The 26,586-nt window shown below is 70.1% G+C and carries 22 protein-coding genes, 1 pseudogene and 1 riboswitch; of the genes and pseudogenes, 11 read left to right on the top strand and 12 right to left on the bottom strand.

The genetic code is table 11. The features are described from left to right. Positions 1–13 precede the first annotated feature (13 nt). From J1M36_RS10950 to J1M36_RS10935, 4 genes are all read right to left on the bottom strand, one after another. Positions 14–586, bottom strand: coding sequence for a 2'-5' RNA ligase family protein (locus tag J1M36_RS10950; RefSeq protein ID WP_064847182.1), 573 nt, complete (start codon positions 584–586; stop codon positions 14–16). An 86-nt stretch (positions 587–672) separates the two neighbouring features. Further along, the gene (trpS, locus tag J1M36_RS10945; RefSeq protein WP_231885637.1) at positions 673–1,710 is read right to left on the bottom strand and encodes a tryptophan--tRNA ligase; all 1,038 of its coding nucleotides are present in this window, start codon (positions 1,708–1,710) and stop codon (positions 673–675) included. 79 nt (positions 1,711–1,789) lie between these two features. Next, positions 1,790–2,629: an exodeoxyribonuclease III gene (locus J1M36_RS10940; RefSeq protein ID WP_064847184.1), complete on the bottom strand. Its 840-nt coding sequence runs from the start codon at positions 2,627–2,629 to the stop codon at positions 1,790–1,792. Between the two features lie 35 nt (positions 2,630–2,664). After that, entirely contained in the window at positions 2,665–3,198 is a 534-nt protein-coding gene (locus J1M36_RS10935) for a hypothetical protein (protein WP_064847185.1), read from the bottom strand. Positions 3,199–3,318: 120 nt separating this feature from the next. On the opposite strand from J1M36_RS10935, the gene J1M36_RS10930 reads away from it, so the two are divergent. Beyond that, a complete protein-coding gene (locus J1M36_RS10930; RefSeq protein ID WP_342358338.1) occupies positions 3,319–3,813 on the top strand; it encodes an MFS transporter in 495 nt (164 codons plus the stop codon). Then, the gene (locus tag J1M36_RS12900; RefSeq protein WP_064847187.1) at positions 3,786–3,968 is read left to right on the top strand and encodes a hypothetical protein; all 183 of its coding nucleotides are present in this window, start codon (positions 3,786–3,788) and stop codon (positions 3,966–3,968) included. The genes J1M36_RS10930 and J1M36_RS12900 overlap by 28 nt, the downstream gene beginning before the upstream one ends. A gap of 156 nt (positions 3,969–4,124) precedes the next feature. Here J1M36_RS12900 and J1M36_RS10925 read toward each other — a convergent pair whose 3' ends face one another. Next, positions 4,125–5,012, bottom strand: coding sequence for a bifunctional methylenetetrahydrofolate dehydrogenase/methenyltetrahydrofolate cyclohydrolase (locus tag J1M36_RS10925; RefSeq protein ID WP_206479597.1), 888 nt, complete (start codon positions 5,010–5,012; stop codon positions 4,125–4,127). A gap of 1 nt (position 5,013) precedes the next feature. Beyond that, a complete protein-coding gene (glyA, locus tag J1M36_RS10920) occupies positions 5,014–6,300 on the bottom strand; it encodes a serine hydroxymethyltransferase (RefSeq protein ID WP_206479595.1) in 1,287 nt (428 codons plus the stop codon). Between the two features lie 306 nt (positions 6,301–6,606). Here glyA and J1M36_RS10915 point away from each other — a divergent pair, with 306 nt between their 5' ends. Continuing rightward, positions 6,607–9,963 (top strand): beta-phosphoglucomutase family hydrolase, encoded by a 3,357-nt coding sequence (locus tag J1M36_RS10915; RefSeq protein ID WP_206479592.1) that lies wholly within the window; start codon positions 6,607–6,609, stop codon positions 9,961–9,963. Positions 9,964–10,118: 155 nt separating this feature from the next. Then, positions 10,119–10,679 (top strand): gamma carbonic anhydrase family protein, encoded by a 561-nt coding sequence (locus tag J1M36_RS10910; protein ID WP_052160784.1) that lies wholly within the window; start codon positions 10,119–10,121, stop codon positions 10,677–10,679. Positions 10,680–10,825: 146 nt separating this feature from the next. Here the strand turns inward: J1M36_RS10910 and purH are convergent, their stop codons facing one another. Continuing rightward, positions 10,826–12,436 (bottom strand): bifunctional phosphoribosylaminoimidazolecarboxamide formyltransferase/IMP cyclohydrolase, encoded by a 1,611-nt coding sequence (purH, locus tag J1M36_RS10905; protein ID WP_206479590.1) that lies wholly within the window; start codon positions 12,434–12,436, stop codon positions 10,826–10,828. Positions 12,437–12,493: 57 nt separating this feature from the next. Then, positions 12,494–13,087 (bottom strand): phosphoribosylglycinamide formyltransferase, encoded by a 594-nt coding sequence (gene purN, locus J1M36_RS10900; RefSeq protein WP_082943438.1) that lies wholly within the window; start codon positions 13,085–13,087, stop codon positions 12,494–12,496. Positions 13,088–13,183: 96 nt separating this feature from the next. Here purN and J1M36_RS10895 point away from each other — a divergent pair, with 96 nt between their 5' ends. Next, entirely contained in the window at positions 13,184–13,897 is a 714-nt protein-coding gene (locus J1M36_RS10895; RefSeq protein ID WP_206479588.1) for a DUF308 domain-containing protein, read from the top strand. A 110-nt stretch (positions 13,898–14,007) separates the two neighbouring features. Here J1M36_RS10895 and J1M36_RS10890 read toward each other — a convergent pair whose 3' ends face one another. Next, entirely contained in the window at positions 14,008–15,804 is a 1,797-nt protein-coding gene (locus J1M36_RS10890; RefSeq protein WP_241247067.1) for a DUF6350 family protein, read from the bottom strand. Between the two features lie 118 nt (positions 15,805–15,922). On the opposite strand from J1M36_RS10890, the gene J1M36_RS10885 reads away from it, so the two are divergent. Together J1M36_RS10885 and J1M36_RS10880 are read left to right on the top strand one after the other, a co-directional pair. Next, the gene (locus J1M36_RS10885; protein WP_064847232.1) at positions 15,923–17,086 is read left to right on the top strand and encodes a glycosyltransferase family 1 protein; all 1,164 of its coding nucleotides are present in this window, start codon (positions 15,923–15,925) and stop codon (positions 17,084–17,086) included. Between the two features lie 111 nt (positions 17,087–17,197). Beyond that, positions 17,198–17,340, top strand: a riboswitch (SAM riboswitch). Positions 17,341–17,360: 20 nt separating this feature from the next. Next, the gene (locus J1M36_RS10880) at positions 17,361–17,639 is read left to right on the top strand and encodes a hypothetical protein (protein ID WP_064847194.1); all 279 of its coding nucleotides are present in this window, start codon (positions 17,361–17,363) and stop codon (positions 17,637–17,639) included. Positions 17,640–17,753: 114 nt separating this feature from the next. On the opposite strand, the gene J1M36_RS12895 is transcribed toward J1M36_RS10880, so the two are convergent. The 3 genes and pseudogenes from J1M36_RS12895 to J1M36_RS10870 all read right to left on the bottom strand — a co-directional run bounded on the left by J1M36_RS12895 (position 17,754) and on the right by J1M36_RS10870 (position 21,914). Next, positions 17,754–17,855, bottom strand: a complete 102-nt coding sequence (locus J1M36_RS12895) for a hypothetical protein (RefSeq protein ID WP_241247171.1) — start codon at positions 17,853–17,855, stop codon at positions 17,754–17,756. An 87-nt stretch (positions 17,856–17,942) separates the two neighbouring features. Beyond that, a pseudogene (locus J1M36_RS10875) lies at positions 17,943–18,544 on the bottom strand (BCCT family transporter); the annotation flags it as partial. Between the two features lie 289 nt (positions 18,545–18,833). Beyond that, a complete protein-coding gene (locus J1M36_RS10870; RefSeq protein ID WP_241247066.1) occupies positions 18,834–21,914 on the bottom strand; it encodes a hypothetical protein in 3,081 nt (1,026 codons plus the stop codon). A gap of 227 nt (positions 21,915–22,141) precedes the next feature. Here J1M36_RS10870 and J1M36_RS10865 point away from each other — a divergent pair, with 227 nt between their 5' ends. The 4 genes from J1M36_RS10865 (at position 22,142) to J1M36_RS12880 (ending at position 26,489) form a co-directional block, all read left to right on the top strand. Further along, positions 22,142–25,135, top strand: a complete 2,994-nt coding sequence (locus J1M36_RS10865) for a DEAD/DEAH box helicase (RefSeq protein WP_206479584.1) — start codon at positions 22,142–22,144, stop codon at positions 25,133–25,135. Positions 25,136–25,387: 252 nt separating this feature from the next. Next, positions 25,388–25,996: a hypothetical protein gene (locus tag J1M36_RS12890; protein WP_241247206.1), complete on the top strand. Its 609-nt coding sequence runs from the start codon at positions 25,388–25,390 to the stop codon at positions 25,994–25,996. Beyond that, the gene (locus J1M36_RS12885; protein WP_342358337.1) at positions 25,966–26,343 is read left to right on the top strand and encodes a benzoate/H(+) symporter BenE family transporter; all 378 of its coding nucleotides are present in this window, start codon (positions 25,966–25,968) and stop codon (positions 26,341–26,343) included. Before J1M36_RS12890 ends, J1M36_RS12885 begins: the two co-directional genes overlap by 31 nt. Beyond that, positions 26,340–26,489, top strand: a complete 150-nt coding sequence (locus tag J1M36_RS12880) for a hypothetical protein (protein WP_241247065.1) — start codon at positions 26,340–26,342, stop codon at positions 26,487–26,489. Before J1M36_RS12885 ends, J1M36_RS12880 begins: the two co-directional genes overlap by 4 nt. The last annotated feature ends 97 nt before the right edge of the window (positions 26,490–26,586 follow it).

The raw sequence follows: 26,586 nt of genomic DNA, 5'->3' as shown, positions 1-26,586 counted from the left end.
CACCGGGGGCGGGTCAGTGTGCGTCACGGTCGTCCGTGCCGGCCCCGCCGAAGGGGAGGCGGTCCCGCACGTGCCACGCACCGTGTTCGTCCCCCTCGTAGAGGTCGATGTGGTCCACCAGGAAGGACGCGTGGTACGTGCGCAGCACGTGCTGGGCGCGGTCCAGCCCCTCCTCCGTGGTGCCGTGGGCCAGCGTCACGTGGGGGTGGAAGTCGAAGGGGGACGCGGACTCCAGGTGGTGCTCGCTCAGATCGCAGTGCAACTGCACGCATTGGTCGTGACCGCCCTCGATGCGCAGGTAGACCACCGGGGTCACGGGTCGGAACGTCCCCGTGCCGCGGATCTCCACGTGGAACGGTTGCCAGCGGTCGGCAACCTCCCGGATGTGGGACACGAGGTCCGCCCAGTCCTCCCCGCGCTCGGCGATCATGAGTGTGATGTGCGCGGGGACCGAGCCCGCTTGCGCGTCCCCGAAGGACGAACGCCAGTCCTGCAACTCCTGGCCCATGGGTTCGGGCAGCCGGATGACCACACCCGCGTACACCCGGCCCGGGCGCACGGTGGGGGAAGGATGTCCCTCGCTCACACGATCCTCCTCAGGTCGGCCCCGTCCAGACTATCCCACGGCGTCTGGCGCCACACGGCGTGCCGCACGGGGCCCCGCCCGGCGGCTCACGCGCCGGGGAGGAAGCCCATCCGCTCGTAGACGTCCGTGACCGTGCGGGCCGCGATCTCCCGGGCCTTGTGCGCGCCCCGGGCCAGCAGCCGGTCCAGCTCGGCGGGATCGTCGAGCAGTTCCTGGGCGCGCTTCTGGATGGGGTCCAGGGTCTGGGTGACCACCTCGGCCAGGTCCACCTTGAGGTGGCCGTACATCTTGCCCTCGTACTCGGCCACGAGGGTGTCCACCGGGGTGCCCGTGAGGGACGAGTAGATGGTCAGCAGATTGGAGATCCCCGGCTTGGCCTGGCGGTCGAAGCGCACTTCGGTGCCGTCGTCCGTCACGGCGGACTTGATCTTCTTGGCGTTGGATTTCGCGGGATCCAGGAGGCGGATGAGCCCGGCATCCGACGGCGCGGACTTGGACATCTTGGCCGTGGGGTTCGCGAGGTCGTAAACCTTCGCGGAGTTCTCGAGAATCTTGGCGTCCGGGACCACGAACGTCTCACCGAACCGGGAGTTGAACCGCTGCGCGAGGTTGCGGGTCAGCTCGAGGTGCTGGCGCTGGTCCTCCCCCACCGGGACCTGGTTCGCCTGGTACACCAGGATGTCCGCGGCCATCAGCACAGGGTAGGTGAACAACCCCACCGTGGTGTTCTCCGCCCCCTGCTTGAGGGACTTGTCCTTGAACTGGGTCATCCGCGCGGCCTCCCCGTAACCGGTGATGCAGTTGAGCACCCATGACAACTGCGTGTGCTCCGGCACCTGGGACTGGATGAGCAGCGTGGAGCGCTCGGGGTCGATGCCCGCGGCGATGTACTGCGCGGCCGTGACCCGGGTGCGCTCGGACATCGTGGCCGGGTCCTGGCCCGCGGTGATCGAGTGCAGGTCCGCCACGAAGAACACGCAGTCGTTGTCGTCCTGCATGTCCACCCAGTTGCGCAGCGCTCCCACGTAGTTGCCCAGGTGCAGGGAGTCCGCGGAGGGCTGCACGCCCGACACCACGCGGGGTGTGGGGTTCGGGGCGGTGTTCTGTTCGGTCACGGTCGACATCTTCTTTCGGTTCTCGGTCATGGGAGGCGGGGAGGTGCGGTGCGGGCAGCGGCGTCGTCGTCCGCCGACGCACGGGACCTCACGAGAGGCGGTAGTCCACCACGAGCGGAGCGTGGTCGGAGAAGCGCGTGTCGTACGCGGCGGCCCGGTCCACGACGGCACTCCGGGCGGCCGCGGCGAGCCCGGGGGTGGCCATGTGGTAGTCGATGCGCCACCCGGCGTCCGTGTCGAACGCCTTGCCGCGGTAGGACCACCACGTGTAGGGCCCAGGGACGTCCCCGGCGAGGCTGCGGGCCACGTCCACGTAGCCCACGTCCCCGAAGAACTTGTCGAAGTACGCCCGTTCCTGCGGCAGGAAGCCTGCGTTCTTGACGTTGCCCTTCCAGTTCTTGATGTCCCGCTCGGTGTGGCCCACGTTGAGGTCACCCACCACGAGGGCATGATCGCCGCGCTCGGCCAGTTGCGGCATGCGGGTGAGCATCGCGTCCAGGAAGCGGTACTTGTCGTCCTGGCGGGGTGTGTCCACCTCGCCGGAGTGGACGTACGCGGAGACCAGGGTCAGTGTGGTGCCGTCCGGCAGGCGGACGTCGTTCTCGATCCAGCGCCCGGAGTCGTCGAAGTACTCGTCCCCGATGCCCACGCGGGACTCGGTGGGAAGCAGGGCGCCGTCGAACGCGTCGCGGCGCGTAGCGATCGCGACGCCCGCGCGGCCCTTGGCGGCGGCCTCGGTGTGCCGCACGTCCCACACGTCCTCGTCGAGCAGCTCGCGCGTGATCTTGTCCGGCGCGCGCACCTCCTGCAGGCACAACAGGTCGACGCCGCGCGGGGCGAGCCAGTCCGCCATCCCGCGCCGGTACGCCGCTCGGATGCCGTTCACGTTCACCGTGGCAATGCGCACCGTCTGCTGGGAATCCGCCATGTGCCTGTGTCTCCTCGCTCGTTACGGGGTGGTTCTCAGTCCACCACCGTACCGCTCACGGGCTTCGAGGAGTCCTTGAGGCTGCGCAGCCCGTTGGCCGCGGTCATGTCGATGGTCTCCAGGGCCCGCTGGATCTGCTCAGGATCGGGCTCGGCGCCGGAGAGCTGTTCCTTCACGACCTTGGACTGCACCAGGATCACCTGCATGCCGTGGGCGAGCTTCTCGTCCCGCAGGGACTGACCCGCGCCGGCGGACGCGGAGGCGGCGGGAGCGCGGCCGTGCTGGGCCTGGAACTGCTCCTGCGCCTGGCGCACCTGCTCACGGCCGTACGCCGCGGCCTTGCGCACCATGCTCAGCGCCCACACCGCGAGCATGAGCCAGCCCAGGGCAATCCCCGCGAGGATCCAGCCGAGCAGGGAGTTGGAGTTGGCGGCCTGGATCAGGGCCACCGCGAAGATCACGGCCAGGACGGCCAGCCCGATCACCGTCCCCCACAGGGCGGTGCGTCCGGTGCGGGGAGCGTCCGGGGAGTCGGTGGCGCGGGTGTGTGCTGATCCGATCGACTGCATGAACCCATTGTCTCAAACCGCGCGGGGCGCACCGAATCGGGCCGGTCCCCGGGGACCCGACCCGCCGACGTCGCCCGAGCCCCTTGGCACAACCGGGCCCCGAGGGGGTATCAAGAGAGGGTGAGCACATCTTCCGCGGATTCTCCGCGCTCCCCCGGGGACGACTCCCCCGCACTGGACCCCGCCGAACGACGCCGCATCCTGTGGGTCCTGCTCGTTCCCCTGTTCATGTCCCTCATCAGCGTCTCGATCGTGAACGTGGCCCTGAGTTCCATCCAGCAGGAGCTGGAGGCGAGTTCCTCGGCACTCCAGTGGGTGCTCACCGGGTACGCGCTCGCGTTCGGGGTGCCGCTCGTGGCCAGCGGCCGCGCGGGGGACGTGTTCGGCCGCCGGAAGCTGTTCATCGCGGGGATCGCGGTCTTCGCAGGGGCCTCGCTGTTGTGCGGTCTCGCGCCCAACACCACGGTGCTCAACATCGGCCGGGTGATCCAGGGCCTCGGATCCGGGATGCTCAACCCCCAGACGGTGGGCATGATCCAGGAGTACTTCCAGGGTCGGGAGCGCGCCAAGGCGTTCGGGCTGTTCGGTTGGGCACCGCGATCGGCACCGCCCTGATCACGGCGGTGACCTTCGGTGTGCTCGCCCGCGCCGACTGGGATGCCGCGTTCACGGCGAGCTTCGCGGTGATCACTGTGATCGTGCTGATCGCCATGGGGATCGGGATCGCGGACATGCGCCGACACACCCCCGAGGAGCCATCCCGGGGCTGAGCCCCGCGCACCTCGTTCCCGGCACGTGTTCGGACCGCGGACTCCCGGGCTTTACGGCCGCCCGCGTGCCGCACAGACCCCGGGGACGACGACGCCGCGCGGCCGGCTCGAACGAACGAGACGGCCGCGCGGCGTCGTGACCGGAAGGCTACGGGATCAGGCCGACTCGACGGCCCGTTCGCAGGACTCCACCACGTTGACGAGCAACATGGCCCGGGTCATGGGACCCACGCCCCCGGGGTTGGGCGACAGCCACGAGGCGCGCTCGGCGGCGGCCGGGTCGATGTCCCCCGTGAGCTTCTTCTTGCCGGTCTCCGTGTCCTCGACCCGGGAGACACCCACGTCGAGCAGGACGGCACCCTGCTTGATCTGGTCCGCCCCGATCATGTGCGGGCGCCCCGCCGCGGCCACCACGACGTCCGCTTGCGCGAGCAGCTCGGGCAGGTTGCGGGTGCCCGTGTGGGCCAGGGTCACGGTCGCGTTGATCTCCCGGCGGGTCAGCAACAAACCGATGGGCCGACCCACGGTCACACCGCGGCCGATCACCAGCACGTGGCGCCCCGCGAGGTCCACCCCGTGACGCGTGAGCAGCTCCACGATCCCGTGCGGCGTGCACGGCAGCGGGGACGTGATGGGCTCGTTGACGTTGAGCACCAGCCGCCCCAAGTTCGTGGGGTGCAACCCGTCGGCGTCCTTCGCGGGATCGATGCGCTCGAGCACGGCGTTGGTGTCCATGTGCGGCGGCAGGGGCAACTGCACGATGTACCCCGTGCACCGGGGATCGTCGTTGAGCTCGTCGATGACGCGCTCGAGCTCCTCCTGGGACGCGTCCGCGGGCAGTTCCTTACGGATCGAGGCGATCCCCACCTGCTCGCAGTCGCGGTGCTTGCCCGCCACGTACGAGTGCGAGGCGGGATCGTCGCCCACGATCACGGTTCCGAGACCGGGCACCATGTCCCGCTCGCGCAGTGCGGTCACGCGCTCGGTCAGTTCTTCCTTGATCCGGGCCGCGGTCGCCTTGCCGTCGAGGACCTGGGCCGTCATCTCACCACTCCTCGAGGCCGGGGTACAGCGGGAACTGCTCGGTCAGGGCGTCCACGCGCGAGCGCAGGGCGGAGACGTCCGCACCGGGCTTGAGGGCCTCGGCGATCACGTCCGCGACCTCCTCGAACTCGCCCACGCCGAAACCGCGGGTCGCGAGCGCCGGGGTCCCGATACGCAGCCCGGACGTGGTCATGGGCGGGCGGGGGTCCCACGGTACCGCGTTGCGGTTGACCGTGATCCCCGCCTGGTGCAGCAGGTCCTCGGCCTGCTTGCCGTCCAGCTCGGAGTTGCGCAGGTCCACGAGGACCAGGTGCACGTCCGTGCCGCCGGTCAGCACGGACACACCGTGCTCCGCGAGATCCGGGGAGTTCAACCGCTCGGAGAGGATCTGCGCGCCCTCGATCGTGCGCTGCTGGCGCTCGCGGAACTCCTCGGTGGCGGCGATCTTGAACGCCACGGCCTTGGCCGCGATCGCGTGCATGAGGGGCCCGCCCTGCTGGCCGGGGAACACCGCGGAATCGACCTTCTTCTTGAGGTCCGCTTCCGCGAGGATCACACCGGAGCGCGGGCCCGCGAGGGTCTTGTGCACCGTGGAGGTGGTCACGTGCGCGTGGGGCACCGGGTTGGGGTGCAGCCCCGCGGCCACGAGACCCGCGAAGTGGGCCATGTCCACCCACAGCTTGGCATCCACCTCGTCCGCGATCGAGCGGAACGCCTCGAAGTCCAGCTGGCGCGAGTAGGCGGACCAGCCGGCCACGATCACGTTCGGCCGGGCCTGCAGTGCCTGCTCGCGCATCTTGTCCATGTCGATGCGGTAGGTGTCCGGGTCCACCTCGTACGCGGCGATGTTGTAGAGCTTGCCCGAGACATTGATCTTCATGCCGTGGGTCAGGTGCCCACCGTGGGCCAGGGACAGCCCCATGAGGGTGTCACCGGGCTGCATGAGCGCGGCCATCACGGCGGTGTTCGCCTGGGCGCCCGAGTGCGGCTGCACGTTCGCGTAATCCGCCCCGAACAGTTCGCACGCGCGGTCGCGAGCGAGGTTCTCCACGACGTCCACGTACTCGCAACCGCCGTAGTAGCGACGGCCGGGGTAGCCCTCCGCGTACTTGTTCGTGAGCACCGAGCCCTGCGCCTCGAGCACGGCGCGCGGCGCGAAGTTCTCCGACGCGATCATCTCGAGCGTGGAGCGCTGGCGCCCCAGTTCGTCCTCGATGGCCCGTGCGACGTCCGGGTCCACCTCCGACAGCGGTTGATTGGTCACAGGGTGTCCCAGGGATTCCGTCATGCTCCACCTTCTTTGTGCGCGGGAGGGTCCGCTCCAGCATATCCGCGCGCCGCGGTGTTGCGCCTCAGCACGGCGGGGGCACGAGCGCGGCGATGCTCGTAGAGTTTCTGGATCGTCCGGGCCCTCGGCGGGGGGCTCCCGCCAGGGGAGCGAATGCGGGTAGCATGTGTACCCGTACCGCGTGCGTACCCCCTGCGCGCGGCAGCCGTCACAGCGCAGCCGGGCTGCCGCTCTCGCTCAGCGAGCGCGAGCATTCGCATCGTCCCGCCCCACGTCCTGATCCTTCGTGTTAGGAGTTCTCGCGCCGTGAACGTTCTTCCCACCGCCCCGTTCACCGCTTCCATGCCGCGCATCACCGACGGCCAGTCGCCGCCGGAACCCGTAGACGTGGTGCGCACCCCGTACGCCGCCGTGATCTTCGACATGGACGGTGTGGTGACCGACACCGCCGGGGTGCACGCCCGCGCGTGGCAGAAGCTCTTCGACCGGTTGCTGACCGATCCCCGCCTCGAGCCCGTAGCCCCGGCCACCGAGGTGGACCGGCGCCCGTTCGACATGGGCGGTGACTACCGTACGTACGTGGACGGACGACGTCGCGAGGACGGCGTCCGCGCGTTGCTCGCCGCCCGCGGGACCATGCTCCCCGAGGCCCAGAGCCACGAGGACCCGCAGCCGGGTGACTGGACCGTGCAGGGCCAGGCCGCCGCGAAGGACGGCTTCTTCCACGAGGAGCTGCGCGAGCACGGTGTGCGCGTGTTCACGGGCACCGTGGCCCTGATCGAGCGGCTGCGCGAGGGCGGTGTGCCCGTGGGGCTGGTGACCGCGAGCCGCAACAGCGCCGTGGTCCTCGAGGCCGCCGGGTTGCAGCACTCGTTCGACCGCATCGTGGACGGCAACTGGGCCGCCTCGCACGACCTGCCGGGCAAGCCCGCCCCGGACACCTTCCTCGAGTGCGCACGCCTGCTGGGCGTGGCCCCCGGCGAGAGCGTCGTCGTGGAGGACGCCGTGGCCGGCGTCCAGGCCGGTGCCGCCGGCGACTTCGGCCTGGTCGTGGGGATCAACCGGGACGGTGCCCGGGAACGGCTCTACCGCGCGGGCGCCCACGTGGTGCTCAACGACGTCGCCGAGCTGGACCTGGGCGCGCGCCGGGACGACCCGTGGGCGCTCGTGTTCGACGGTTTCGACCCCGCCACCGAGCCCCGCCGCGAGGCCCTGCTGACCCTGGCCAACGGCTACATGGGCGTGCGCGGCGCGGCCTGTGAGTTCGCCGCGAACACCGTCCACTACCCCGGAACCTACCTGGCTGGCGTGTTCAACCGGGTGCTCAGCCACATCAACGGCCGGGACGTGGAACACGAGTCCATGGTCAACGTGCCCAACTGGCTGCACCTGGACCTGCGTTTCGCGGAGGGCCAGTGGTGGTCCGAGGGCGGGATGAAGCCCTCCGAAGAACGCGTGGAACTGGACCTGCGCCGCGGTCTGCTGACCCGCACGCTCGTGCTCACGGAAGCGGACGAGGACCCCGGCGCGGACCAACCCCCGCGCAGCCTGGAGATCACCCAGCGCCGCCTGGTGTCCCTGCGCTACCGCCACCTGGGCGCCCAGGAGACCCGGATCGTCTCGCGTGGATTCAGCGGGCGGTTGCACGTGCGCACCGGTGTGGACCCCGCCGTGACCAACAGCGGCGTGGCCGAGTACCGGGAACTCAACGCCCACCACCTCGCGCTACTCGAGTCCACGACCCTGCCGGACGAGCACGAGACCCTGCTGTCCCTCGTGCGCACCTCCCAGTCCAAAATCGAGATCGCGATGGCCCAGCGCACGCGCATCGAGTCCGAAACCCCCGTGCGCGAGCGCCGCGAGGTGCGCCCCGGCGGGATCGAGTTCCGCCGCTACACGGTGCAGATCGACCCGCACAACCCCGTGCTCGTGGACAGCACGACCGCGGTGGTCACGAGCCGCGACGCCGCGATCGGTTCCCCCCGCGAGGGAGCGCTCGCCGAGCTGAACCGCACGCCGTTCGGGGTGCGCAAGCTGCTGGCCTCTCACGAGATCGAGTGGGCCCGGTTGTGGGACCGCTACGAGGTCACCCTGGAGGCCGCGGAGGACACCCCCGAGCACGTGGCCACCCAGCTCGCAGTGCGCACCCACCTGTTCCACGCGGCCCAGACCCTGGCCCCCCACCTGTCCCTGCGGGACGCAGGCATCCCCGCCCGCGGTCTGCACGGTGAGGGCTACCGCGGCCACATCTTCTGGGACGAGCTGTTCATCCTGCCCGTGATCAACATGCGTCAGCCGCACGTGACCCGGTCCCTGCTCTCCTACCGGTGGCGGCGCCTGGCTATGGCCCAACAGCATGCCCGGGACTTCGGTCTCTACGGCGCGGCCTTCCCATGGCAGTCCGGTTCCGACGGGCGCGAGGAGACCCCGCCCGAGCTGTACAACCACCACTCCCGGCGCTGGCTACCGGACAACTCGTGGCGCCAGTTCCACGTGGGCCTGGCGATCGCGTACAACGCGTGGGTGTACTACGAGTCCACCGGGGACATCGACTGGCTCTCCGGCCACGGGACCGAGCTGATCGTGGGAATCACCCGCCTGTTCGCGTCCCTCGCGGAGTACGACTCGCACGACGGCAAGTACCACATCTCCGGTGTCATGGGCCCCGACGAGTACCACGACGGCCCCGCGGGCCAGCACGGTGGCGGGCTCAAGGACAACGCCTACACCAACGTGCTCACGTCCTGGCTGTTCCGTCACTCGGCCCACATCTTCCACGACATGGTCGAGCACCAGCGCGAGGACCTGGAGTCCCGCTTCGAGATCTCCCCGCAGGAGGTCCAGAAGTGGCTCAAGATGGCCGAGAACATGTACGTCCCGTTCAACGCGGACGGCACGATCGCGCAGTTCGAGGGCTACGACGAACTCGCCGAACTGGACTGGGACTTCTACCGCACCAAGTACCGCAACATCGGCCGCCTGGACCTGTTGCTCGAGAACGAGGGCGACCTGACCAACAACTACAAGCTCTCCAAGCAGGCGGACACGATCATGCTCGTGTACCTGCTGGGCCCCGAGGGTTTGATCGAGGAACTCGCGCGCATGGGCTACACCACGGACCTGGACGCCATCCAGCGCACCGTGGACCACTACATCGCGCGCTCCTCCAACGGTTCGTCCCTGTCCCGCGTGGTCAATGCCGCGGTGCTCGCGTGGCTCGACCCGGACCGCTCGTGGGGTTCGTTCCAGGACGCGCTCATGATCGACATGGACGACACCCAGGGCGGCACAACGGGTGAGGGCATCCACCTGGGTGCCATGGCCGGTTCGGTGGACGTGATCACCCGCGCGTACGCCGGGCTGCGCGTGCGGGGCCAGTGGCTCGAGTTCCAGCCCGCCCTGCCCCGCGAGTTGGACGCCGTGGACTTCACGGTCCTGTACTGCGGTCAGGTCATCGAGGTCTCGCTGGACCACGACATCCTGGAGCTCGAGGCGAGCTCGGTCAAGGCGGATCCAGTCACGGTGCACGTCAACGGCGCCGAGTACGTGCTCAAGGGCGGGCAGAAGATCTCGGTGTCACTGCGCCACCGCGAGTCCCGGCGTCCCGAGAAGGCCATGGCCGCCCTGCGGCGCCGGTTCATCTCCGACGCCGGCGAAGGCTGAGCCCCGCCCCGAACCGTGGCCGTACGACAACGCCGCGCGGCTCGGGTGCGCCTGCTCACCGGGCGCACACCGGGCCGAGCCCCGGCCACGCGGCGGGCGCGTGGCGGCTACCGGCGGCGTCGTGACGAGCGCGAGCGCGCACTATGCTATGGCTCATGACACAGTTCTCCGAGCCCGCGGGCGCCGACGCCGCCCGCGAACCCCTGATCCTGCCCTACGGTCAGCACCGGCCCTCCGTGGCCCGCTCCGCTTTTGTGGCACCCAACGCCACGATCGTGGGTGACGTGGTGGTGGGTGCCGGGGCGGGCATCTTCTACGGCGCCGTGGTGCGCGGTGACCGCTCCCCCCTGCGGATCGGGACGAACTCCAACCTGCAGGACAACGTCACGGTGCACTCGGACCCGGACCACCCCACGACCATCGGCGAGCGCGTGAGCGTGGGCCACAACGCGGTCATCCACGGGTGCGTCCTGGAGGACGACGTCCTCGTGGGGATGAACGCCACCGTGCTCAACGGCGCCGTGGTGGGCCGCGGGAGCCTGATCGCCGCCGGGACCGTGGTACTCGAGGGCGAACGCATCCCGCCCGGTTCCCTCGTGGCCGGGGTCCCGGGCAAGGTCCGGCGGGAGCTGTCCGTGGACGAGCAGCATGCCGTGAGTCGCAACGCCCAGAACTACATCGAGCTCTCCCGGGAACACCGCGCCATGTTCTCCTGAGCCCGCCTGGACAACCGCAACACACGACGACGCGCGGCCCCGGAAGCCCGGGACCGCGCGTCGTCGTACGCCGGGTGAAACCGCGGTAGCCCGGCGGGAGCGGCTCAGTGAGTGTCGCCCAGTGGATGCGGCTCGGTGGATGCCGCTCAGTGGAAGAAGTGCCGCGCCCCCGTGAGGTACATGGTCACGCCCGCGGCCTGGGCCGCCTCGATGACCTCCTCGTCACGGATGGAACCGCCCGGCTGCACCACGGCGCGCACGCCCGCGTCTAGGAGCACCTGCAACCCGTCCGCGAACGGGAAGAACGCGTCCGACGCCGCGACCGCGCCGCGGGCACGTTCGGCGTGATCCTCGGCGAGCGTGTTCGCCCGCTCCACGGACAGCCGGCACGAGTCCACGCGGTTGACCTGGCCCATGCCGATGCCCACCGAGGCGCCGTCGTTCGCGAGCAGGATCGCGTTGGACTTCACGGCTCGCAGGGAACGCCACGCGAACTCGAGGTCCGCCAGGGTCTTCTCGTCCGCGGCGTCACCCGAGACCAGGGTCCAGTCGGCAGGGTCGTCGCCCTCGGCGTCGAGGCGGTCGGCCTGCTGGAACAGTGCGCCGCCGGAGACCCCGCGGTACTCCAGGGGCTCGCGGCCGAAGCCCTCGGGCAGCGCGAGCAGGCGGATGTTCTTCTTGGCCCCGAGGATCTCGAGCGCCTCCGGCTCGAACTCGGGGGCCACGACCACCTCGGTGAAGATGGGCCTGAGGTTGCGGGCCATGTCCGCTGTGACCGTGCGGTTGGCCGCCACGACACCGCCGTACGCGGAGAGCGGGTCGCACGCGTGGGCCTTGAGGTGGGCGTCCGCAATGGGGTCCTGCGCGCCGGGGGTGGCCACGGCCACGCCGCACGGGTTGTTGTGCTTGACCACGGCCACGGCGGGCTCGTCGTAGTCGAATGCGGCGCGGACGGCGGCGTCCGCGTCCACGTAGTTGTTGTAGGACATCGCCTTGCCGTGTAACTGCTCGGCCTGCGCGATCCCGGGCGCCGCGGCGTCGTTCGTGTAGAGCGCGGCCTTCTGGTGCGGGTTCTCGCCGTAGCGCAGGGACTCCGCGCGCTGCAGCGCGAGACCCGCGTACGGGGGCCAGAAGTTCGCCTCGGGGTCGTGGTCGAACTGCTGGGCGGTCCACGTGGCCACGGCGGTGTCGTAGGCCGCGGTGTGGGCGAATGCCGCCGCCGCGAGCTTCTGCCGGGCCGCGAGGTCGTAACCGCCCTCCTGGGCCGCGCGCACCACGTCCGGGTAACCGGCGGGATCCACGACCACGGAGACCGCGGCGTGGTTCTTGGCGGCCGCGCGCACCATGGACGGACCACCGATGTCGATCTGCTCCACCACGGCGTCCTGCTCCGCACCCGAGCGCACGGTGTCCTGGAACGGGTAGAGGTTCACGATCACCAGGTCGAACGGCTCGATCTCGAGCTCGGTGAGCTGATCCATGTGTTCCTGCTTGCGCCGGTCTGCGAGGATTCCCGAGTGCACGCGCGGGTGCAGGGTCTTGACCCGCCCGTCCAGGCACTCCTGGAACCCTGTGACCTCGGAGACCTCGGTCACAGGGACCCCCGCGCCGCGGATGGTCCCGGCGGTGGAACCGGTCGAGACGATGCTCACGCCGGCGTCGTGGAGCCCTCGCGCGAGCTCCTCCAGACCGGTCTTGTCGTACACGGAGATCAGTGCGCGCTTGAGCGGCACACGGTTCAGGTCGGCAGTGTTCACGAGCTCTCCAGTGGGGACGAGGGTACGGACGGTAGGCGGGCCGGAGCCCGGTTCAGTCTACGACCGGGGCAGATCGGGGTCGGTGCTCGTGACGTCCCAGCTCAGTTTCGCCAGCGCGTTGACGAGCAGGGTGCGCTCGGCGGATTTGATCCGCTCGTGCAGCACGGATTCGGTATCGTCCTCGGCCACGGGGACCGCGACCTGGGCCAGGATGGGTCCGGCGTCCACGTCCGCGACGACCTCGTGCACCGTGGCGCCCGTGACCTTCACGCCGTAGGCCAGGGCGTCCCGCACGGCATGGGCACCGGGGAAGGACGGCAACAAGGACGGGTGCGTGTTGATGATCCGGCCCGGGAACACGGACACGAACTCCGCGTCCACGATCCGCATGAACCCGGCGAACACCACGCGGTCGGGGTGGTAGGACGCCACGCGTCGTTGCAGCGCACGGTTCCACTGCTCCCGGTCCGGGTACTCGGACAGCGGCACCACGAAGGTGTCGATGCCCGCGGCGCGCGCCCGGTCCAGACCGGCGCACTCCAGGTCCGCACCCACGGCGGCGATATCCACCTCCACGTCCCCCTGGTGCAGGGCGTCGATCATCGCCTGCAAATTCGTACCGGAGCCCGAGACCAGAACCACTAAACGCATGGGCCCACTCTATCCAGCGAGGCTGCCTCGATGGCGCCGCGGCGGTGCTGCGCCCGCGACGCTGCTCGGTCCGTCCGCTCGCCTACAGTGGTGGGTATGCACGATTCCCGCCACCGGTGCACGCCGCCCCACGCCACGCACTCGATGGGTTCGACCTCCGGCGGCTCCCCTTCCGGGGGTTCCCACTCAGGGGGACCGCACTCCGGCGGCCCGCAGCACCGTGGCCCGCACGCCGGCGACCCGCGCGGTGAAAAGCCCTCACCTCGCGGCCCCCAGTCGGGGGACCCCTCTGACGGCGCTCGGCTCCGGTTCGCCGCGGTAGCCGCGGCCCTCGCGGTGCTCGCCTCCGCACTCGTGGTGGGTGACGTGTGGTCCACCGTGGCGGGGCTCGTACTCGCCATCGCCGGGATCGTGCTGGGCATCATCGCGCTCGCGCGCTCCCGCGGTTCGTCCTCACGGGTCCCGATCACGGTGCTCGCGGTGTTGGCCATCGTGTGGGGTGTGATCAACGCGCTGGGCGGCGGCACCCGGTTGCTCGTGTGGCCGGCCACCCAGGTCTACCAGGAATGCACCGATCGGGCCCTCACGCTGTCCTCGACCAGCCGGTGCGAGCAACAGCTCAACGACAACGTGTGGAAGCATTTCTCGGGTGCGCCCCTCGAGACGGGTGCGCCGCAGGACGATCCGACGGCCACCGCCACGCCTGAGGCCTCCCTTGTCACGCCCACGTCGAGCGCCTCGAACCCTGCCCCTTCGGGGAGTGCTACACCGGGAGCGACCTCGCCGACCTCCGCCGGTCCCGGGTCCTGAGACGCCCGCTCCCAGCGAGTCCATTGCTATCGAGAGCGGTTCGTCATCGGCCCAGTCCCACGTCCTGGGACGCCCGAGCCCGTCGGCGCCAGGAGCGGTTCATCGTCGTCTCAGTCCCGCTCGTCGTCGAGGGCGGCCAGCCGCGCGGCCTTGCGCTTCTCGGACCTGCGCTGCGCACGACGACGCTTGGCCTCCTCACGGCGGGACAGTCCCGGTTCGTCTGCCGATCGTCCCACGGCCGTGGACCCGCCGCGGGGCTGGGACTCCCGCTCGGGCTCGGCGGCAGCGCGCGACGCGCGGCCCCGGAACAGACCCCGGACACCCCGAGCCGTGACCTCGCCGTCCGGGACGGCCGCCCCGGATCCAGGACGGCCACCGGGTGCCGTGCGAGCATCCTGCCCGGCGCCGGGGCCGGAAGCCGAGCGGGAACTGTGCACGGCGCCAGCGGCGGGCAGGGCGTCGTGGTGGGCCACAGCGGCGTCGTCCTCCGGGGCCGGGGAATCCGGCACGGGGAGCTCGTCCGCCTCGGCGCGGGAGCGGGAACGGTAGCCCTCGCGTTCGAGCCAGGGCCCGGCCAGGCACCCCACGGTGGCGCCCACCGCGAGTTCGGCACCGAGCCACAGGAACACGTGCCACGCGTGCGGGCCGATGTCCGTGAGCCTGCCGATGCCCAGCGAACCGCTGGAGAGCCACGCGAGCGCGGTCACGAGGCCCGCCCCCACCGCGGCCATGAACACCGCCGTGAGCACGGTGGAGAGCACGAACGTGATCCAGCGCAGGGGCAGGCGGATGGCCATCCAGTCGTCCAGGTGGTTCTCACCCTCGCGGCAGAACCACCACCCCGCGAGCAGACCCGCGAGCACGGGCAACCCCAGGACCGCAGGGGCGTACAGCCACGGGTCACCGGTGGGCAGCGCGGCGAGCGCCGGGAACTGCGGCAGCGGTCCCAGCGTGCTCTGGAACGGCGACACCAGGGTCCCGGTGCCCAGCGAGAAGCCGGCACCGGTGGCCCACGTGAGCGCCCACACGACCATGTTGGGCAGGTACCCGAACTGCAGTGCCGTCAGGGCGGTGTCCCCCGCAGCGCCGGTACCGAGGTCCTGGTAGACCGTGATCACGCGGTCCCAGTTCCACGCGAGCGCCACCACGAACAACAGGGCACCGGCCGCCACAGCGGTGACCGCGGCGAGGAAACCGGCGCGGATCACGGCCCACACGTAGGAACCGGCCCAGCGTGAGTGCTGGCTCGTGCGCTGCAACCAGGACGCGACGTCGGCCCCGAGCACCGCGGCGAGCGAGCGCGAAGCGCTCCATCCGCCCACGAGGGTGCCCAACCCGGCCGGGACCAGGGGCAACAGGGCGGCCGCCACGAGGTCCACCGAGACTTGTTCGGTGCGGCTGAGCCAGCCCACGAGGGCCCCGAAGAGCGCGTACGCGAGCATCCCGGCAAAGAACGGGATCAGGAACTGACCGCGCCAGCACGCCCGGGCGATCCGGCGGCCCGCGATCACCGCGAGGCCGAACGGGATCAGCGTGAGCCCTAGAGGCACGAGCGTGACCGTCCCGCCACCGACCAGCGACAGGCCCTGGATGGCTTGGATCGTGAGGGGCACGCAGTGCGCGAGCAACCAGACCTGACCGGCGAGCTGCAGGCTCCCGTCCGCGCCCAGGGTCGCGAAGCCCCCCGCAGCCCATACCGCACCCAGGAGCACGGTGCCCAGCAACAGGCCCACCACGGCCACCGCGAGCAGCTCGATCACGCCCTGCAGCGCGAGCGGCATGGGCAGTCCCGGGGAGTCGTCCGGTTCGGGGCGGGGCACGTCGGCGGCGCGCACGGGGGACGAACCGTGCGACGTGAAGCGGTCGCGTACGCCCGAGACCACGCCGGGCAGTGAGGGAAGTTTCATCACCGGACATCTTTTCACGTTCACCCGCGCACCACGGGCAGCGAAGTTAGCCCGGACTTCACCTGCGGGCCACCCCCGGGTGACTCCCCCGTGAGGCGCCGGGCCCACAGTGGGAACCGTGAGAATCGCATTGGTGGCCGAACAGTTCCTCCCCCACGTCAACGGTGTCACTCATTCGGTGATCCGCGTCCTGGAACACCTGCGGGATCACGGGCACGAGGCCATGGTGATCGCCCCCTCCTACGAGAAGACCCTGTTCCTGGGCTCGGTGGACCACGTGGACGGCGTGCGGATCGAGCGCATCCCGTCTCTGCCGCTCGCGGGCTATCCCGAGGTCCGCGTGGCGAGCTGCACCGTGAGTCGCATGCAGCGCATCCTGGCCCGTTTCGCGCCGGACGTGGTGCACGTGGCGTCCCCGTTCGTGCTCGGGTGGCAGGCCATCCAGGCCGCCAAGGGTTTGGGTCTGCCGTGCGTGGCCGTGTACCAGACGGACGTGCCCGGTTACGCCGCACGCTACGGGGCGTCCGTGCTGGAGACCGCCATGTGGTCCCACGTGCGTGCGATGCACAACAGTGCGACCCTCACGCTCGCTCCCTCCACGGCGTCGATCAGCCAACTCCACGAGCATGGCGTCCAGCGGGTGCACATGTGGCGCCGCGGAGTGGACACGAGCCGGTTCCGTCCCGCGCTGCGCGATCACGCGTGGCGCGAGCGCGTGGGCGGCGGCAAGCGACTCGTGGGATACGTGGGGCGGTTGGCCCCCGAGAAGCAGGTCGCGGACCTCGCCGCGATCGACGCCCTGCCGGACACCCGGCTCGTGATCATCGGTTCCGGCCCCGGGAAGGAGTCGCTGCGCTCGGTATTGCCCAACGCGCACTTCGAGGGCTTCCTCACGGGCACCGAACTCGCCACGGCCATGGCGTCGCTGGACGTGTTCGTGCACCCCGGTGAGCACGAGACGTTCTGCCAGACCATCCAGGAAGCCATGGCCTCCGGGGTCCCGGTGGTGGCCGTGGGCCGCGGCGGTCCCCTGGACCTCGTGGACTCCTCGCGTAACGGGTGGCTCTACGCCCCGGGTGACCTGGCCGGGTTGCGCGAGCGCGTCCGGGACCTCGCGGGCGACGACGCCAAACGCCTCGCCTTCGCGCGCACTGCCCACCAGTGCGTGCAGGAGCGCACGTGGGGTGCTGTGTGCGAGCAGTTGCTGGGCCACTACGAGCGCGCTCGCACGGTCACCTCCCGGATGCGCGGCACGCGCCGCAGCGACCTGCGCACCCCATGAGAACCGCCGCCGGGTGCCAGATGTTACTCAACAGAAGCTTGGTTAAGTTTTGATGACATTCTCGGTCCGCGCCTGGCTGGTCCCCCGAATCCACGGATAGGCTCGAAGCAGCTTCACGAGATGCGCCCGCGCAACGACAAGGACGTCACCGCGCGCCCAGAGCTCCAACTCGGCGTACGCCAACCCTCGGTTCAGGGGTGGATTGGATGACGAAGCGGCCGGGGCCACACGTGTGGTTCCGGCAAGCGACCGGAAAAATCAGAGGCCCGACATCATGAACACGACAACCCAGAAATCCCACCCCGACACCCGCGAACAGTGGGTGGACGTCACCGTTCAGGCGGACCCCGCCCGGCACGTGGTGTCCATCACGGGATCGGACGGTCACGAGCACGAGTACTTCGCGGACGACGCCCGTGAGGTCGCACTCGCCGCACAGCACACACGGGGGCGCGGCCAGTGGTGCGCCAAGTACAGCCGACTCCTGGTCCCCGGGGCCTCCCGGGTGACCGGCGGGGTGTCCTTCTACAAGCTGGAGCCGATGCCCGCGTAGTCCACGCGCACACGGTCACCGCGACCGCGAACTCCACGAACGGTGCGGCCCGGGTCCGAACGGATCCGGGCCACACGCGTGTGTCGAGCGCTTCTCTGCGCTCCCGCCCGGTTCTCAGTGGGCGGTCGTGTCCCGGTCCTGGGCGATCAGCTCGGCGGCGCGTTCACCGCTCATGAAGACCGTGATGTTCGGGTTCACCGTCACGAGCTCGGGCATCACCGAGGCGTCTGCCACGCGCAATCCGCTCACGCCCTTGACGATTGCATCCAGCAGGAACGCCGTGCGCCCGGTGATGAGCACGTACAGCATGAGCCCGATCGCCAGGATGATGTTCAGCTCGGAAAGCCGCCGGATGCCCTTGTCCACGCCCAAGACGCACGAAGCCACCGCCATGAGGATCCCCAGGGCGGTCAGTGCCGACGGCACCGCCAGGTTTTCGGGGACGGCGAACAGGTAGCGCAGTCCGAAGTTCAACTGGACCACCCCGATCCCCAGGGACGTGGCCACCCCGAAGATGGTCCCCAGCAGCGCCGCGGTGTCCACGGCGTCACCGGCGGCACCGTGGATCCGGCACCCGATCAGGGGTAGAGAGCGGAGCGGATGCTCAGCGGCATGCCGAAGCGGTAGGCGAAGTAGCCAAATGCCATGCCCATCAGGGCGTACATGGCCCACCCCGTGAACAGGTTGAACTGGGGTTTCGCGTGGTCCGGGCCCATCTTGATCGTGCCGTGCCTGCTGTCCGCGACCAGGATCACGAACACGATCGCGAGAGCGGCCGTGAGGATGTAGAACCACCCCGGCCGGGAGGCGACCCACGCGACCACGCCGCCGATCACGGCGTCGGCGTGCTCGGGTGCCTCCGTGGCCCAGGCGGACAGCGAGACAAGCAGGGTTGCCGCGGCCACGAAGACCCGCCAGTTGACGGGCAACCGGGGTGGCGCAGAGCGAGGGGCCCGGACAGGGCGGGCGGATCCGCGACGGGCGACGAGCCCGGGCGTGGGTGACGGATGGACGAGGAATCGTGTGTGGTCACGTCGGGGATGCGGGTCGGACGTCGGACGACCCGGGGTTGAGGCGCCTTACTACCAGCCGTTAGTCATGGCACGCCACCTCACTTTAGAAGAGGGCCGCGCAGCAGCCGAATGCAGCCGCGCGGCCCCACGAGCACACCCCCGTTCGCCCGGGGCGGCACTGTCAGCCCAGCAGCTTGGCCACGAGGGCGCTCGCGAACTCCTCGGAGACGTCCCCGTAGTTCAGGGAGAAGTCCTCGTCCACGAGCGTGGGCAGCAGCCCCGAGCACAGCACCGTGGCGCGCCCGTACAGCCCCGGCAGGGCGGCACCGATGGGCACGGAGAGCAACCGCAGCTCGGGATCGTAGCTGACCAACGCCGTGCCGGTGTCCCGCGCCGCGAGGTGCTTGCCGAGCCCCGAGGACACGGGACGGGCGTGACCCGAGACCACGTCCTCCGCGGTGCGGTAGGCGTAGCGCGTCTTGTGGTGGTGGTTGATCCGGTACAGCCCCGCCTGGTTGCGGTCGTCCGTGGCCTCCCACGTGGCGTCCGCGGGCACGAAGCGTTCCGCGACCCCGTTGTACTGCATCTCCTTCAGGGGCAGCCCGGCGACGACCGAGGACAACGGGGGCAGGGTGTCGAGCATGACGGGCCCGGCGTCGTAGACCACGTCGCACAGCCCCTCGGGCAGCAGCTTGCTCAGCGCGTCGAGGTCCACATCCTGGAGCATGGTGGTCGCGTGGTCCTCCGGGGACAGCACCACGACCTCACCACCCTGGGCCCCGACCGCCTGCGTCACGGCGTCCTCTTGGTCGGTCTTCCACCCGCCCGTGAGCAGGATGGAGCCGTCCACGAGCTGGGTCAGGGCCGGGGAGCACACCTGCCAGCGGCGCACCGTCCAGTTCTCGTCCCGGATCACCTCCAGGAAACCGAGGGCCTGCAGGTGACCCACGAACCATTCCTCGAAGCGCTCGGAGTCCTCGAGCTGGCGCGCCACGATGGACAGGCTCGACCGCTTGCCGCCACCCAAGAACGTGAGGATGTCCTTGAACGGCGCCCAGGACCCCGGGTACTCGCCCTCGTCCGGGCCGATGAACTGCAGTGCCTCGACCGAACCCGTCTGACCCACCGCCGAGAGCTTGGTGAGCCGGCCGGGGTAGCGCTTGGTGAGCCCGCAGAACTTGCAGCGCCCGAACACCCACGGCGCCTTGGCCTTGGGATCCATGGGGGGCAGGATCACTTTGTGCTTGCCCGTGACCATGCAGGACACGTCCGGGGCCTCGGGCAGCTCGTTGCTGCGCTCGGGGAACATCTGCCCCTCGGCGGACTCCCACCCGGCGACCTCGGGCACGGGGACCTCGTCCACGGCGGCCTCGTGGGGGTCCATGTTGTCGAACGAGCCCTGGACGTACTCATCCGGGATCTCGTCCCGCGTTACCGCGGTGACGGGCCACAACGGTTCCTCCGCGACGTGGACCATCTCACCGTCGTAGCCCAGGGAACGTTGAGTGATGTAGTAGGAACTGTCCCGCACGCGGAACTCGAGGCGCTGCTTCACGGTGCGCCCGGAACGCAGCACCAGCGTGTAGTCGTTGGGCTTGAGGTGGCCGTCCTCGCGGGCCAGATCGGTCCCGCCCAGGCTCACCTGGAACGGTGGCACCCGGGGTGCGGTGAGCTTGGTGCTCATGAGCTTGAACGAGTGCGGGTTACGCCACTCGCACTCCACGGACAGGGGGTCGTCGCTGTCGGACGTGACGGTCAACTGCGGGGGCCGCAGGGCCGAGAACCGGTCCACGTCCCCGGGGATCCGCAGCCCGCCGGACAGGGTGATTGCGGGGACCAGGCGGGGTACAAGGGCCGAGAAGTTGTCGTTGACGGTCAGCGCGGGGTCACCGGCACGCAGCACCTGGACGTCGTCGAACAGCACCCAGCCCTCGCAGACCCCGTTCTCCCCCGGGCCCACCACGCGGTAGTCGGGAGAGGCCGAGTCGTCCAGGATCGCGCGGATCTGATCCACCCATTCAGGTTGATTGCGCACCATGATCCGGCACGGCCACGCCGCGGGGACGTGGTCCACGGAGATGAACGTGTCCGAGTACGCGTCCTTGGCGAAGACCACCACGGGCCGTGGATTACGCGTGAGGGTGAGCTCCCCCGCGGTGATCTGCAGCTGCCCGGACAGCAGCGTGTCACTCGTCATGCGGGCGTTGTACGCGGAGATCCCCAGGAACGCGTCCCCGATGTAGGACAGGAACATGGTGCGCGGGCCGACCGTGGTCGCGAGATCCACCTCCCGACCGGGCACCAGCCGCTTGGGCACCACGAAACCGAGTTCGTAGATGGGGTTGCCCACGTAGTCCGTGCCGTCCGTGAGGGACAACCCGGGGCTGCGCGAGCCCAGGTGCCGCGTGCCGCGGGCGGCGGCCGCGGCGGCGTCGTCCGGGGCGGACTCCCACGCGTCCAACTGGGCGAGCGCGACCTGCAACGCGGGATCGCGCGTGAGGGGGTTGGTCCAGATGCTGCGCAGGCTCTTGGACACATCGGTGTCCGCGATGTCGAGCCAGAAGTCGATGTAGATCCCGAGCTCCGCCGCGCTCATCCCCTGCGCCGTGGTCAGTTCGAGGTCCTCGAACATCTGGTGCAGTTGCCGCAGCTCGGACGGGCCGAACAGGGTCTGGGACAGAGCGAGGCCCACGGGACGGTGGTTCACGGCGTACGCGGACGGCAACCCGAGTTGGCCGTCGAAGGCCTCGAGCCAATAGCGCAGCGCGTCCCAGTAGGTCTCGGAGTCCTTGCGCACCGAGGTCTCGAGCGCCTTGACGTTGTCCTGGCCCGCTTGCAACAACACCGCGAGCGGCAGGTAGAACGTGGACACGGACTTCTTGCCCGTGCGCGCCGCGAGCGCGGACATGTGCCGCCCGGCCAGGGCGAACAGGGCCAACAGCGCCACGATGGGCGGCGGGCCGATCCTGGTGAGGTCCTCGAGCTGGCGCCGGGACGTCCGGTACCACGCCTCGGTGAGCTTGTTGAACGCGTCGAACACGGACCGGCGGGAGCCGTCCGTCACGAGCAGCGGCGTCACGGAGTCGGCGAGCGCACGCAGCGTGGCCGGGCCGTCCAGGCCGAATTCCGAGCCGATCTGTTCGAGCATCTTCTCGTCCAGGTCCAGGTGGACCAGTTCCCCGGCCCTCCTGGGACCGAAGAATGCCCGCGCCACGGCGTCGTTCCAGCGCAGGTACTCGACTTCCCGGGGTCCGGATGCCATTGCGTGGTCCCCCGTGTGGAAACCGGCAGCGTCAGCCACAAATCCTCCGTCTGCGCCGTGCGGCGCGCTCGAAACACGACAATCCCTGTCGATTATAAGTTCCCGCCCGTCGGCGGTTCACTGCCCGATCCCACCGCGCCCCCGGTTTGCACGACGACGACGCCGCTGCCCGGGCCCTCGCCCACCGGCGCCCGGCCGTGTCCGCACCGGGCGGTACGGTAGGGACCATGGATGGTGCTGCGCAGTTCACGGACGCCCGCGGTCCGGGTGCCGCCCCGGACTGGCGCAGCGAACTCTCCCGGATCGTGCCCGGCACGAGTCCCGACAGGGTCGTGGCGGACCCGGAATCCGGACCCACCGTGGCCCTCGAACTGGACCTGGCCCGGGTGCAGAACCGCACCCCGAAAGCGTGGCAGGAATCACCCCGGGAGACCCCGCTGAGTCTCACGGCCCGTCCGGTGCTGCGCGGACAGCGCCACGGGTGGGTGCACACCGGCATCGACTGGGGCAACCTGGCCTCCCACGCCCGCTCCGGGCACCTGAGCGCGGAGCAACTGGACTGGTTCGAGGAGCTGCGAGCGCTCTCCGAGTCGCACCGCGGCAGTTACGCTGCGGACCGGCACCAGCTGCACATGGAGCGCTACACCTCTCCCCTGTTGTGGCCCATCCTGGGGCGCGCCCGGGGGCTCGGGATCCCGCTCGTCTCCAAGGGCACGGGAGCACCCGTGATCGTGGATCGCGACGGCCGGTTCGAGGTGCGCGTGGATCCCGGCGAGCACGGCGAGCTCGCCCTGCACCCCCAGCTCATCGTGGGCGAGAACGAGATCCCCCTGCGCTGGACCCGGATCATCGGCCAGCCAGGTCACGGCCTGTTCTACCCGGACGCGACCCCCGCGGCCCTGGACACCGCGGAGGACCTCAACCAGTTCCCGTTGCACCTGGTCGCCCTGGGCACCCGCCTCAATCAGCAGCAGCGCTCGTTCCTGGACCGCGCCGAATCCCTCACGGTCCCGCAGGACGGTGTGGAGGAGTTCTTCGACACCTACTTCCCCCGGTTGCACCAGAGCATGCACGTGATCGCGGGCGAGGACTCCCTGGTGCTGCCCCAGGTCGCGGATCCGCAGTTCGTGCTCACCATCCACCACGACGACCTCACCGAACGCGTGGAGTGGGAGTGGGAGTACCAGAAGGGTCGCGAACGGATCCGGCTGCCCTTCCGCCCCCTGGACCCTCTCGGGGACGAGCCCGTGGCCCGCGAGTCCCGGTGGGAGTCCTCCATGGTCCAGGCCGTGCACCGCCGGATCCCCGAGTTGGACTTCAAACGCAGTTCGTACGCGGCGCAGGACGCCCTGACCCTGTTGCGGGTTTGGTTGCCGCTGCTGCGCAAGATCCCCGACCTGCGCATCGTGGAGACCGGCGGGAGTCCCGCCTACCGCGAGGTCACCGAACCCACCGAGATCACGGTGTCCACCGCGCCCACCGAACACCACGACTGGTTCGGCCTGGGTGTCACCATCAGGGTCGGTGAGCACTACCTCCCGTTCTCCCAGATCTTTCAAGCGCTCGACCGCGGCCAGGAGGTGATGCTGCTGCCGGACGGTTCCTACTTCTCCCTGGACCGCCCCGAGTTCACGCGGCTGCGCACGCTCATCGCCGAGGCCCGCACCCTGCAGGAGGACAAGGACGCGCCGCTCGCGTTGAACCGCTACCAGGCGAGCCTGTGGGAGCAGTTTGAAGACCTCGCCACGGACACCCGCCAGGCCGAGCAGTGGCGCGAGGGCGTGCGCGCACTGACCCACCTGCACGAAATCCCCTCTCCCCCGGCCCCCGAGGCCCTACAGGCCAACCTGCGCCCCTACCAGTACGAGGGCTTCCGGTGGCTGAGCTTCCTGTGGGACCACGGACTGGGCGGGATCCTCGCGGACGACATGGGCCTGGGCAAGACCGTGCAGACCATTGCCGCGATCCTGCGCGCCACGGACCGGGACCCGCAGCTGCCGCCCCACCTGGTGATCGCACCCACCTCCGTGGTGGCCAACTGGTCCGCCGAGCTGCGCCGCTTCGCGCCCTCCTTGGACATCACCGTGCTCAACCACACCAAGGACTCCGTGGCCGACGCCGCCGCGCATTCCCATGTGGTGCTCACGTCCTATGCCCTGCTGCGTCTGGACGCGGAGGCCTACCGTTCGGTCGAGTGGACCGGGGTGATCATGGACGAGGCCCAGTTCGTCAAGAACCCCCGGACCAAGGCCTACCGCGCCGTGAAGAATCTGCGGGCACGCACGTGTCTCGCGATCACCGGCACCCCCATGGAGAACAGTCTTTCCGAACTGTGGTCGTTGCTCTCGCTCACCGCCCCCGGGCTGTTCCCGTCCAAGAAACGTTTCACCGAGCACTACCAGCGTCCCATCGAACGCGCCATGGACTCGGACGCCCTGGCCCGGCTGCGGGCCCGGATGCGCCCGTTCATGCTGCGCCGCACCAAGGCGGACGTGGACCTGCAGCTGCCACCCAAGCTCGAGCACGTCCTGCCCGTGGGGTTGAACCCCGAACACCGCAGTGCGTACGACCGCCGGCTGCAGCGTGAGCGCGCCAAGATCCTGGGTCTGCTGCGCAACTTCGACAAGAACCGGTTCACCATCTTCCAGTCGCTGACCACCCTGCGGATGTTGGCGCTGGACCCCGTCCTGGTGGACCCGGAGTCCAAGGCGCCATCCTCAAAGCTGGACGTCCTCTTCGACCAGCTGCCCCAGCTCGTTCAGGAGGGCCACCGCCCGCTCGTGTTCAGCCAGTTCACGAGTTTCCTCAAGATCGTGGCCCAGCGCCTCGACGACGCCGGGATCGCCTACAGCTACCTCGACGGCAGCACGCGGGACCGCGCGGAGGCGCTCGAGAAGTTCCGCAGCGGCCGCGCCCCCGTGTTCCTGGTGAGCCTCAAGGCCGGCGGTTTCGGCATCAACCTCACCGAGGCCGACTACTGCTACCTCCTGGACCCGTGGTGGAATCCCGCGGCGGAGAACCAGGCCGTGGACCGCACCCACCGGATCGGGCAGACCAAGAAGGTCATGGTCTACCGCATGGTCGCGCAGGGCACAATCGAGGAGAAGGTCATGGACCTCAAGGCCCGCAAGGCGGACCTGTTCGGGGCCGTGCTCGACGATGAACGGTTCTTCTCCGCCACGCTCGACGCCGAGGACATCCGCGCGCTGGTTGGTGTCTGAGCGAACCCCGGGGTCCGTTGAGTACCCTGCACGGTCCCGATCACGCCGACGGTCGAGCTCGGGCGCACGCGGGAACACCGCGCGGGGTCCTTTCCGTGGAAGTCACACTCCCCCCGGCCTGTCGACCCGGCACGGTCAGCGGGTTAGCGTGAGCACAGATCACGCCGGCCCCGGCGCACCCGCACCGCGTGCGCGGACCCCTGACCCGATCCGTGGGTGTTGCGTGATCACGGTGTTGGGAGGCACTCGAGCATGTCACACAGCAGGACGCCGCACGGCCACGGTCCGAGTACCGAGGTGGCACTGCGGCGCGCCGGGATCGGTGTTGTGCTGGCCCGGGTTGCCTCCGCCGTCCCCGATCCGCCGGTCTGTCCATGGTCCCGGCTGGAGTCCGTCCTCACCGGGGCCATCGCCGGGATGCTCTGGAACGACTTCCTCATGGTCGAGTACGACCCACCGGAGGGCACCCCGGACGTTCCCGCCGCGTGGGTGCGCACGGGACCCCGCGGGGTGCAGTGCGCCCTGCAGCGCGTTGCGGGCCGTTCCGCGGCCGCCACCCACGGACCCGCCGAGTTCACCGGGCCGTGGTGTCCCGCGGAGCGGCTGAGGTCGTGGGGGTGGGACGATCCCACCGCCCCTGGACGGCCGTGGACGTGCGGACCGTGCCTGCCGCGGGCGGCCGCGCGCAGCGTCCTCGCCGGCATGCGCAGTCACCGGGCGTGCGGGGACCCGTACGAGTTCCACTGGGGCGTGGGGTCGCTCCCCGCCCCGGAGATCACCGCGAGCCGCCTGCTCGCGCTACCCTCGGCAACTACGAGTTCTCCGACGCCGTGGGCGCCTACGTGGTCGCCGCCCTCGTGAGTCTCGTGCTGGGCGCGACCGGGCTGTTCGGCAAACTCCTGGCCGCCGTACCCAAACCCATCACCGCGGGGGTGCTCGCGGGGGTCCTGTTGCCGTTCGCGACGCGGGTGGCTCCGGCCGTCGCCGAGAACCCGGCGCCGGCGGGGGCGCTCGTGATCGGGTACCTCGTGGGTCGGCGCTTCGCGCCCCGCTACGCCGTGTTCCTCGCCCTGGGCCTGGGCTTGGTGGTCGCGTGGGTGGCCGGGTCCGTCATGCCGGTGGACCTGCACCTGGGGCTCACCGCCCCGGTGCTGACCTACCCACGTTCTCCCTCGACGCGGTCGTGGGGATTTCCGTCCCGCTCGTGATCGTGACCGCCGCGGGCCAGAACGCCCCGGGGATCGAGCCGTTCGGTCTGGTGTCCGCGTTCTGGGGGATCCTGGTGGGCGCGATCGCCTACGCGATCCTGCGACGTCGCCCGGCCCGGTCGCCACCTAGCGTCCCGGCACGCTGAGCGGCCCACGGGTTGGATGGCTCCGCGGGCTGACTGGCTCCGCGGTCGATGGCGCGCAGAGCGTATTGCGGCGCAAACAGCGTTCGGCGCGGGTTCA

The organism is Kocuria sp. KRD140 (assembly GCF_017168375.1).
In the GTDB taxonomy this organism is placed as follows: Bacteria; Actinomycetota; Actinomycetes; order Actinomycetales; family Micrococcaceae; genus Kocuria; species Kocuria marina.
Note: the sequence above shows the minus strand (reverse complement) of the source record. Positions and strands in the feature narration are given on the sequence as shown.

Excerpts from the sequence above, each read along its gene's own strand:
- trpS (WP_231885637.1), bottom strand. The coding sequence starts at position 1,710 with ATGTCGACCGTGACCGAACAGAACACCGCCCCGAACCCCACACCCCGC.
- J1M36_RS10940 (WP_064847184.1), bottom strand. The coding sequence starts at position 2,629 with ATGGCGGATTCCCAGCAGACGGTGCGCATTGCCACGGTGAACGTGAAC.
- J1M36_RS10935 (WP_064847185.1), bottom strand. The coding sequence starts at position 3,198 with ATGCAGTCGATCGGATCAGCACACACCCGCGCCACCGACTCCCCGGAC.
- J1M36_RS10925 (WP_206479597.1), bottom strand. The coding sequence starts at position 5,012 with ATGACGGCCCAGGTCCTCGACGGCAAGGCGACCGCGGCCCGGATCAAG.
- glyA (WP_206479595.1), bottom strand. The coding sequence starts at position 6,300 with ATGACGGAATCCCTGGGACACCCTGTGACCAATCAACCGCTGTCGGAG.
- J1M36_RS10910 (WP_052160784.1), top strand. The coding sequence starts at position 10,119 with ATGACACAGTTCTCCGAGCCCGCGGGCGCCGACGCCGCCCGCGAACCC.
- purN (WP_082943438.1), bottom strand. The coding sequence starts at position 13,087 with ATGCGTTTAGTGGTTCTGGTCTCGGGCTCCGGTACGAATTTGCAGGCG.
- J1M36_RS10895 (WP_206479588.1), top strand. The coding sequence starts at position 13,184 with ATGCACGATTCCCGCCACCGGTGCACGCCGCCCCACGCCACGCACTCG.
- J1M36_RS10890 (WP_241247067.1), bottom strand. The coding sequence starts at position 15,804 with ATGAAACTTCCCTCACTGCCCGGCGTGGTCTCGGGCGTACGCGACCGC.
- J1M36_RS10880 (WP_064847194.1), top strand. The coding sequence starts at position 17,361 with ATGAACACGACAACCCAGAAATCCCACCCCGACACCCGCGAACAGTGG.
- J1M36_RS12895 (WP_241247171.1), bottom strand. The coding sequence starts at position 17,855 with ATGCCCGAGCTCGTGACGGTGAACCCGAACATCACGGTCTTCATGAGC.
- J1M36_RS10870 (WP_241247066.1), bottom strand. The coding sequence starts at position 21,914 with ATGGCATCCGGACCCCGGGAAGTCGAGTACCTGCGCTGGAACGACGCC.
- J1M36_RS10865 (WP_206479584.1), top strand. The coding sequence starts at position 22,142 with ATGGATGGTGCTGCGCAGTTCACGGACGCCCGCGGTCCGGGTGCCGCC.
- J1M36_RS12890 (WP_241247206.1), top strand. The coding sequence starts at position 25,388 with ATGTCACACAGCAGGACGCCGCACGGCCACGGTCCGAGTACCGAGGTG.